This is a genomic window from Aquipuribacter sp. SD81 (assembly GCF_037153975.1).
In the GTDB taxonomy this organism is placed as follows: Bacteria; Actinomycetota; Actinomycetes; order Actinomycetales; family JBBAYJ01; genus Aquipuribacter.
The window spans coordinates 1-7980 of record NZ_JBBAYJ010000050.1; the positions used below are offsets into that span (position 1 = coordinate 1).

The window sequence follows — 7980 nt, forward strand, 5'->3', positions numbered from 1 at the left end:
GTCCCCGCGCGCCGGCGGTGCCGGTCGCGGCGCCGCTCGCGCCGCCGCCCCGCGCGGAGCCGCGCTCGAGGGTACCCGCGGGCCTCACCCGGCGCTCCCGGCGCGGCGCCGCACGGCGGCCGCGAACGCCTCGCCGCGGGCGACGTAGGAGGAGAACTGGTCCATGGACGCCGCCGCGGGGGCCAGCAGGACGGTGCTGCCGGGCCGGGCCAGGTCGGCCGCGGCCGCCACGACCCGGTCCATCAGCGCCCGGGCGCGGTCGTCGTCGAGGGCACCCACGGGGCCAGTGTCGGGCGGGTCGACCGTCACGACGGGGACCTCGGGGGCGTGTCGCCGCAGCGCGTCGGCGACGAGGGCGCGGTCGGCGCCGAGCAGGACCGCCGCGCGCAGGCGTCCGGCGTGCCGGCGGACGAGGTCGTCGTACGTCGCGCCCTTCGCGAGCCCCCCGGCCACCCACACGACGTCGTCGAGGGCGGCGAGGGCGGCGTCGGCGGCGTGCGGGTTCGTCGCCTTGGAGTCGTCGACGAAGCGGACCCCGTCGAGGACGGCGACGGTCGCGGCGCGGTGCGGCGGCATGTTCGCCGAGCGCAGCCCGTCGCGCACGGCGGTGGCGGGCACCCCGAGGGACCGGGCGAGGGCGGCCGCGGCGAGGGCGTTCGCGACGACGTGGGCGGGGACGTCCTCGGGCCCGGCGACGCCCGCGAGCGCGACGAGGTCCGCCAGCCCGCCGAGCTCGGCGGCGGCCCGGTCGCGCTCCTCGATGAACGCGCGGTCCACGAGCAGCCCCTCGACCGCGCCGACCTCGCCGACCCGTGGTGCGCCGGTGGTGAAGCCGACCGCCCGGCAGCCCTCGACGACGTCGGCGTCGCGGACCATCTGCTCGGTGGCGGGGTCGGCGGCGTTGTAGACCGCGGCGACCCGCGCACGCTCGTACACCCGCGCCTTCGCGTCCCGGTACGCCTGCGCGCCGCCGTGCCAGTCGAGGTGGTCCGGCGCGAGGTTGAGGCACGTGGCCGCGTGCGGGGACACGGTCCGCACCAGGTGCAGCTGGAAGCTCGACAGCTCGACCGCGAGCACGTCGGCGCCCGCGGGGTCGCGGACGGCGTCGACGAGCGGGGTGCCGATGTTCCCGGCGGTCCGGGCGCGCAGGCCGGCGGCGCGCAGCACCGAGCCCAGCAGCTCGACCGTCGTCGTCTTGCCGTTCGTGCCGGTGACGGTGAGCCACGGCGGGCCCTCGGCCCCGCCCTGCAGGCGCCACGCGAGCTCCACCTCGCCCCACACGACGGCGCCCGTACCGGCCGCGGCCAGCAGCACCGGGTGGTCCGGGCGCCAGCCGGGCGAGGCGACGAGCAGGTCCGGGTGCGCGGCCGTCCCGCCGGCCGAGCGCAGCAGGTCGGCCGGCGCCGTGGCGGTCCCGCCGAGGACGAGGCGGGCGCCGAGCACGTCGAGCAGGTGGGCGCGCTCGGCGGCGGCGCTGCCGTCGACCGGCTCGCGGTCGTCGACGACCGTCACCGCGGCCCCCCGCTCCAGCAGGGCGTCGGCGGCGGAGAACCCGGAGAGGCCGAGCCCGGCGACGAGCGCCGTGAGCCCGGACAGGTCGCAGTCCAGCCCGCGCAGCGCGGCGACGGCGGGCGGCTCCGCCGGGCTCACCCGCCCGGCTCGATCCCGACGACCCACTCGCCGTAGAACACGCCGAGCGCGGCGCCCACGCAGAGCCCGGCGATGATCCAGAACCGGATGACGATGGTGACCTCGGCCCAGCCCTTGAGCTCGAAGTGGTGCTGCAGCGGCGCCATCCGGAACACGCGCTTGCCGGTGAGCTTGAACGCCCCCACCTGGATGATGACCGAGGCCGTGATGACGACGAAGAGCCCGCCGAGGATGACGAGCAGCAGCTCGGTGCGCGTGAGGATCGCGAGGCCGGCGATCGCGCCGCCGAGGGCCAGCGAGCCGGTGTCCCCCATGAAGATCTTCGCCGGCGAGGCGTTCCACCACAGGAAGCCGAAGCAGGCGCCGAGCAGCGCCGCCGCGACCACGGCGAGGTCGCGCGGGTCGCGCACCTCGTAGCACTGGAAGCCCGCCGACACGGCCCCGCAGTCCTGGTTGGACTGCCACACGCCGATGATCGTGTACGCACCGAACACGAACAGGCTCGCGCCCGTGGCGAGGCCGTCGAGGCCGTCGGTGAGGTTCACGCCGTTGCTCGCCGCGGCGATCATGAGGTACGCCCACACGACGAAGAGGACGGTGCCGCCCACCCCGCCCGCGACGGCGAGGTCGAGCGCGTCGATGTCGCGGATGAAGGAGATGGCGGTGGAGGCGGGGGTCCGGCCGTTCTCGTCCGGCAGCTGCAGCGCGAGGACCGCGAAGGTGACCGACACGAAGGACTGCCCGAGCAGCTTCTGCCACGGCCGCAGCCCCAGGCTGCGCTGCTTGCGGATCTTGGTCCAGTCGTCGAGGAAGCCGACGAGGCCGAGACCGGTCATGAGGTAGAGCACGAGCAGCGCCGAGTACGTGAGCGGCGTGAGCGTGACGAGGTGCGCGACGAGGTAGGCGAGCAGCACGGTCGTGATGACGACCGCCCCGCCCATCGTGGGGGTGCCGCGCTTGGTGTGGTGGGTGGTGGGGCCGTCGTCGCGGATGAACTGCCCGTAGCCCTGCCGCACGAGCAGCCGGATGAAGACGGGGGTCAGCAGCAGGGTCAGCACGAGGCTGGTCCCCGCCGCGAAGAGGACGGCCCTCATCGGGTGGTCTCCTGCGGGTCGGTGCGCGGGTCGGCGGACGGTCGGGTGCCGGGTCGGTCCCCCGGACCGTCGACGGGCGCGACGGCGGTCGCGAGCTCCTCGCCGAGGCGCCACAGCCCGACGGAGTTGCTCGCCTTGACGAGGACGACGTCACCGGGCGCGAGCTCCTCGGCGAGCAGGGCGCGGGCGGCGTCGACGTCCGGCACGTGCACGGACTCCTCGCCCCAGCTGCCCTCGTGGGCGGCGCCGGCGTGCAGCGGCAGCGCCCCCGGGCCGACCGCGACGAGGCGGTCGATGTTGAGGCGGACCGCGAGCCGGCCGACGCGGTCGTGCGCCTCGCGGCTGTGCTCGCCCAGCTCGAGCATCTCCCCGAGCACGGCCCACGTGCGCCGTCGCGGGTGCGCCGAGCGCCCGACGTGCGCGAGCGCCCGCAGCGCGGCCGCGACCGCCTCCGGGGAGGCGTTGTACGCGTCGTTGACGACGCGCACGCCGTCCGGGCGGTCGACGACCTCCATCCGGTACCGGCTCGCGGGCGCCGCCTGCGACAGGGCGGCCGCCACGTCGGCGACGGCCGCGCCGGTGAGGTGCAGGGCGGCCGCGGCGGCGGCGAGGGCGTTGGGCAGGTGCTGCTCGCCGGTGAGGCGGAGCCGGACGGGTGCGCGCCCCGGGCCCGCGGCGTGGCCGCGGTCGTCGACGAGGGTGAAGCGGAGCCGGGCGTCGTCGTCGAGGTCGACGTCCTCGGCGCGGACGGGGCAGTGCAAGCCGGTGCCGAACAGCACGGTGGCGGCGCGGGTGCGGTCGGCCATGGCGCGCACGAGCGCGTCGTCGCCGTTGAGCACCGCGAGCGCCGCGGGGTCGTCGGCGTCCAGCGCCTCGACGAGCTCGCCCTTCGCCTCCGCGATGGCCTCGCGGCTGCCGAACTCCGACAGGTGGGCGCTGCCGACCCCGATGACGACGGCGACGTCCGGGCGGGCGATGCCCGCGAGGTGCGCGACGTGGCCCGCGCCCCGGGCCCCCATCTCCAGAACGAGGAGGCGGGTCGTGGCGTCGGCGCGCAGCACGGTGAGCGGCAGCCCGAGCTCGTTGTTGTACGAGCCGGGGGTGGCGACGACGACGCGGTCGCGGCCGGGCACGAGACCGGGCCCGTCGTCGCCCGGGGAGCGGGCGGCGTCCTCGGCCGTCGCGGTGAGCGCGCGCAGGACGGCGGCGAGCAGGTCCTTGGTCGTCGTCTTGCCCGCGCTGCCGGTGATGCCGACGGTCCGGGTGCCGTTCTCGCGGGCCCGGGCCGCGGTCCAGCGGGCGAGGGTGGTGAGCGCAGCGGGCGTGTCGTCGACGAGCACGAGCGGGGCCGCGAGCGACTCCGCACCGGGCACCTCGTGCTGCACGAGCGCCGCGGCGGCCCCGGCACCGACGGCACCCGCCACGTGGTCGTGGCCGTCGACGCGGCTGCCGGGCACGGCCACGAACAGGTCGCCCGGCCCGGCGACCCGGGAGTCGAGGACCGCGACGCCGGTCAGCGGGTGCGGGTCGCGGGTGTCGCCGGCGCCCGCGGGCGCCGCGCCCTCGAGCACCCGGCCGCCCACGACCTCCGCCACCTCGGCGGCGTCCCGGGCGATCACGAGCCGCCCCCCGGGGCCGCGCCGCGCCGGGCGAGCCAGTCGTCGAGGGCGTCGCGTGCCACCTCGCGGTCGTCGAAGGGGTGCGTCGTGCCGGCGACGGTCTGGCCCGTCTCGTGGCCCTTGCCGGCGACGAGCACGGTGTCCGCGGGGCCCTCGCACGCCGCCAGCGCGACACGGACCGCCTCGGCGCGGTCGCCGACCTCGCGGACCTCGGCCGTGACGCCGGCGAGGACGGCGGCGCGGACCGCGGCCGGGTCCTCCCCGCGGGGGTTGTCGTCGGTGACGACGACGAGGTCGGCCGCGGAGGCGGCCTCCCCCATCCCCGGCCGCTTGCCGGGGTCGCGGTCGCCGCCCGCCCCGAGCACCACGACGAGCCGGCCCGGTGTCGCCGGGCGGAGCGCCGCGACGGCCCCCGCCACGGCGTCGGGGGTGTGCGCGTAGTCGACGACGACGAGCGGGGCGCCGTCGGCGCCGGACCGGCGCGGGGCCACCCGCTCCATGCGGCCCGGGACGCCCCCCGCGTGGGACAGGAGGGCCGCGAGCGCGACCGCCCCGGGGTGCTCCGCGCCCGCGAGGACGCCCGGCTCGCGGCGCAGCAGGACGTCGACGAGCACGACCGCGAGGGCGGCGTTGACGGCGTTGAACGCGCCGGGCACGGGCAGGTCGACCTCGAGCGGGCCGTCGGTCCCGCTGAGGACGCCGTCGCGGGGGTCCAGGCGCACACGCTGACGCCCGTCGTCCGTCGTCTCGACGACGTCGACGACGACGTCGGGACGCGCGCCGCCGTCCGCCCGTGCGGCCCCGGGACCCGCGGTGCCCGTCGTGCCCGCGGCGCCCGCCGTGCCCGCCGGACCCGCGGTGCCGACGGTCACGACCTCGAGGCCGGCGTCGCGCGCAGCCGCCGCGACGTCCCGGCCCCACGTGTCGTCGACCCCGACGACGGCCGCCGGCGCGAAGCCGCCGGTGAACAGCCGCAGCTTCGCGGCGAAGTACGCCGCCATCGTGCCGTGGTGGTCGAGATGGTCCCGCGACAGGTTCGTGAAGGCCACGACCGCGTAGCGGGTGCCGTCGACCCGCCGCTGCTCCAGCGCGTGGCTCGACACCTCGCTGGAGACCACGCGGCAGCCGGCGTCGGCCGCGCGGCGCAGCAGCGCCTGCAGGTCCGGCGCCTCCGGCGTCGTGAAAGTGCTCGGCAGCGCGTCGTCGCCGATGCGCGCGCGGATGGTGCCGATGAGCGCGCTGGGCAGGCCGAGCCCGCGCAGCACGTCGTCGACGAGCGTGGACACCGTCGTCTTACCGTTCGTGCCCGTCACCCCGAGGAGCGCGAGCCGGTGCGAGGGGTCGCCGTTCACCTCGGCCGAGACGGGGCCGAGCGCGCCGCGCGGGTCGTCGGTGACCAGCAGCGGGACCGGTGGGGCCCCGGCGCCGCCCGGCGCCGCCCCGGCGAGGACGTCGCGGGCGATGTCCGCCCCCTCGGCGTCGGTGAGCAGCCCGACGGCGCCGGCGTCGACCGCCTGCGCGGCGAAGCGCGCACCGTGGGTGCGGGCCCCCGGCAGCGCGGCGTACAGCCAGCCCTGCTGCACGCGCCGCGAGTCGAGGGTGACCCCGGTCACGGGCCGTCCGGCCACCGCGGCGACGTCGGTCCCGAGCACCCGCAGACCGTGGGAGGCCGCGAGCCCGTCGAGCGTGGGAAGCGGTCCGGGCACGCGCGAGACGTTACCGCCCGCGTCTCGGCGGGCACGGCTCGTGGCGGATGGTGCGGTCGCGGGCAGCACGGGCGGTCACCAGGTGAGGTCGTAGGGAGCGGGCTCGCCGGTGCTGGGCGGGACGCCCTCCGACGCCAGCGCCGCCCCCATGACGGTCCGGAACACCGGCGCCGCGAGCTGGCCGCCGTACTTGCCGCGCGAGGGGTCCTGCACCATGACGGCGAGGAACACCTGCGGGTCCTCCGCCGGCGCGAACCCGACGAAGGAGGCGGTGTAGCCGCAGTAGCCGCCGCACTTCGCGTCGTAGCGCTGCGCGGTGCCGGTCTTGCCCGCCACGCGGTAGCCGGGCACGGCCGCGTTGCTGCCGGTGCCGGTCTCCCCCGACACCGCGGACTCCAGCATCGTCGTCATCGCGGCGGCCGTCTCCTCCGACAGGACCCGCTCGGCCTGGCCGGTGGCCCGGGGCACGAGGGTGCCGTCCGGGTCGCGCGTGCCGGCGACCACCGACGGCGTCACGCGCACGCCGCCGTTGGCGATGGTCTGGAACACCGAGGCGATCTGCACGCTGTTGACGCTCACGCCCTGCCCGAACATGACGGTGTAGCGCTGCGAGCCGGACCAGTCCGCCGGGTCCGCGAGGAGGCCCGGGGACTCCCCCGGCAGCCCGAGACCCGTGGCCCGGCCGTAGCCGAACGCCTCGAACCAGGCGTGCAGCTGCTCGTTGGTCATGGCCTCGCCGGCCTGGATGGTGCCGACGTTGCTCGACTCGGCGAGCACGCCCGCGGTGGTGAGCCGCTGCAGGGCGTGCGGGTGGGAGTCCTTGAACCGGGTGCCGCCGCGCGCGATCGTGTCGGCGACCTCGAAGCGGCTGTGGGGCGACACGACGCCCTCCTCCAGCGCGGCGGCGACCGTGATGACCTTCGAGGTGGACCCGGGCTCGAAGACCTCGCCGACGGCGCGGTTGCCGCGGTCGGCGGCGTCGGCGGCCGCGGGGTCGTTCGGGTCCATCGACGGCGCGTTGGCGAGCACGAGCAGCTCCCCGGTGCCGACCCGGCCGGCGACCGCGGTCGCCGACTGCGCCCCGGACGTGCTGACGACCTCGGCGAGGGCCTGCTCCGCGATGTACTGCAGGTCGCGGTCGAGGGTGAGCACGACGTCGGAGCCGTCGACCGGCTCCACGGTCTCGGTGACGCCGCCGGGGATCGGCCGGGCCGAGCGGCTCTCGCCGCTCACCTCGTATCGCAGCGTGCCGTCGGTGCCCGCGAGCTCGTCCTCGAGCAGCAGCTCCAGCCCGCCGAGGCCGTGGCCCTCGTCGCCGACGAAGCCCAGCAGCCCGCCCGCGACGGCACCGGAGGGGTACGTCCGGCGGCTCGCCTGCTCGCTGAACAGCCCGGTGATGCGCAGGGCGGCGACCTCGCGCCACACCTGCGGTTCCACGTCCTTGGCGACGTAGGCGAAGCGCCGGTCGCCGTCGAGTCGCTCGGTGAGGTCGGCGACGTCCGCTCCCAGCAGCGGCGCGAGCCGCGCGGCGGCCGCCCGCGGCCCGCCGAGGCGCGGGTCCTCGGGGTCGACGTAGTCGGCGACGAGCGTCTGGTCGACCGTGATGTGGCGCCGCTCGACGGTCGTGGCGAGGACGGCCCCGTCGCGGTCGACGACGTCGCCGCGGTGCGCGAGCAGCGGCGTGCTGCGCAGCCGGAGCTCGAGCGCGTCCGCGGCGAGGACGCTGGACTGCACGCCCTGGATCTCGAACAGCCGTCCTGCGTAGATGCTCGCGACGACGCACACGACGAGGAGCACGACCCGCAGCCGGACGGCGCTGCGGCCGGGGCGGGGGCCGGGGCGCGGGCCCCGGACCGGCCGCACCGGCGCGCCGCCGCCGCTGCCCGGACCGCCCGCCGCCCGAGGGCGGGG

Annotated in this window: 5 protein-coding genes; all 5 read right to left on the bottom strand. The window is 77.4% G+C overall.

Translation table 11 applies throughout. From position 1 onward, the window contains the following. Positions 1-84 precede the first annotated feature (84 nt). Entirely contained in the window at positions 85-1650 is a 1566-nt protein-coding gene (gene murD, locus WAA21_RS17540) for a UDP-N-acetylmuramoyl-L-alanine--D-glutamate ligase (protein WP_336924147.1), read from the bottom strand. Further along, complete coding sequence (gene mraY / locus WAA21_RS17545) at positions 1647-2744, bottom strand: phospho-N-acetylmuramoyl-pentapeptide-transferase (protein WP_336924148.1); 1098 nt, start codon at positions 2742-2744, stop codon at positions 1647-1649. Before mraY ends, murD begins: the two co-directional genes overlap by 4 nt. Further along, entirely contained in the window at positions 2741-4363 is a 1623-nt protein-coding gene (locus WAA21_RS17550; RefSeq protein WP_336924149.1) for a UDP-N-acetylmuramoyl-tripeptide--D-alanyl-D-alanine ligase, read from the bottom strand. The genes mraY and WAA21_RS17550 overlap by 4 nt, the downstream gene beginning before the upstream one ends. Further along, positions 4360-6069 (bottom strand): UDP-N-acetylmuramoyl-L-alanyl-D-glutamate--2,6-diaminopimelate ligase, encoded by a 1710-nt coding sequence (locus WAA21_RS17555; protein ID WP_336924150.1) that lies wholly within the window; start codon positions 6067-6069, stop codon positions 4360-4362. The genes WAA21_RS17550 and WAA21_RS17555 overlap by 4 nt, the downstream gene beginning before the upstream one ends. A 75-nt stretch (positions 6070-6144) precedes the next feature. Next, on the bottom strand, positions 6145-7980 hold a 1836-nt coding region (locus WAA21_RS17560; protein ID WP_336924151.1), incomplete at its 5' end, for a peptidoglycan D,D-transpeptidase FtsI family protein.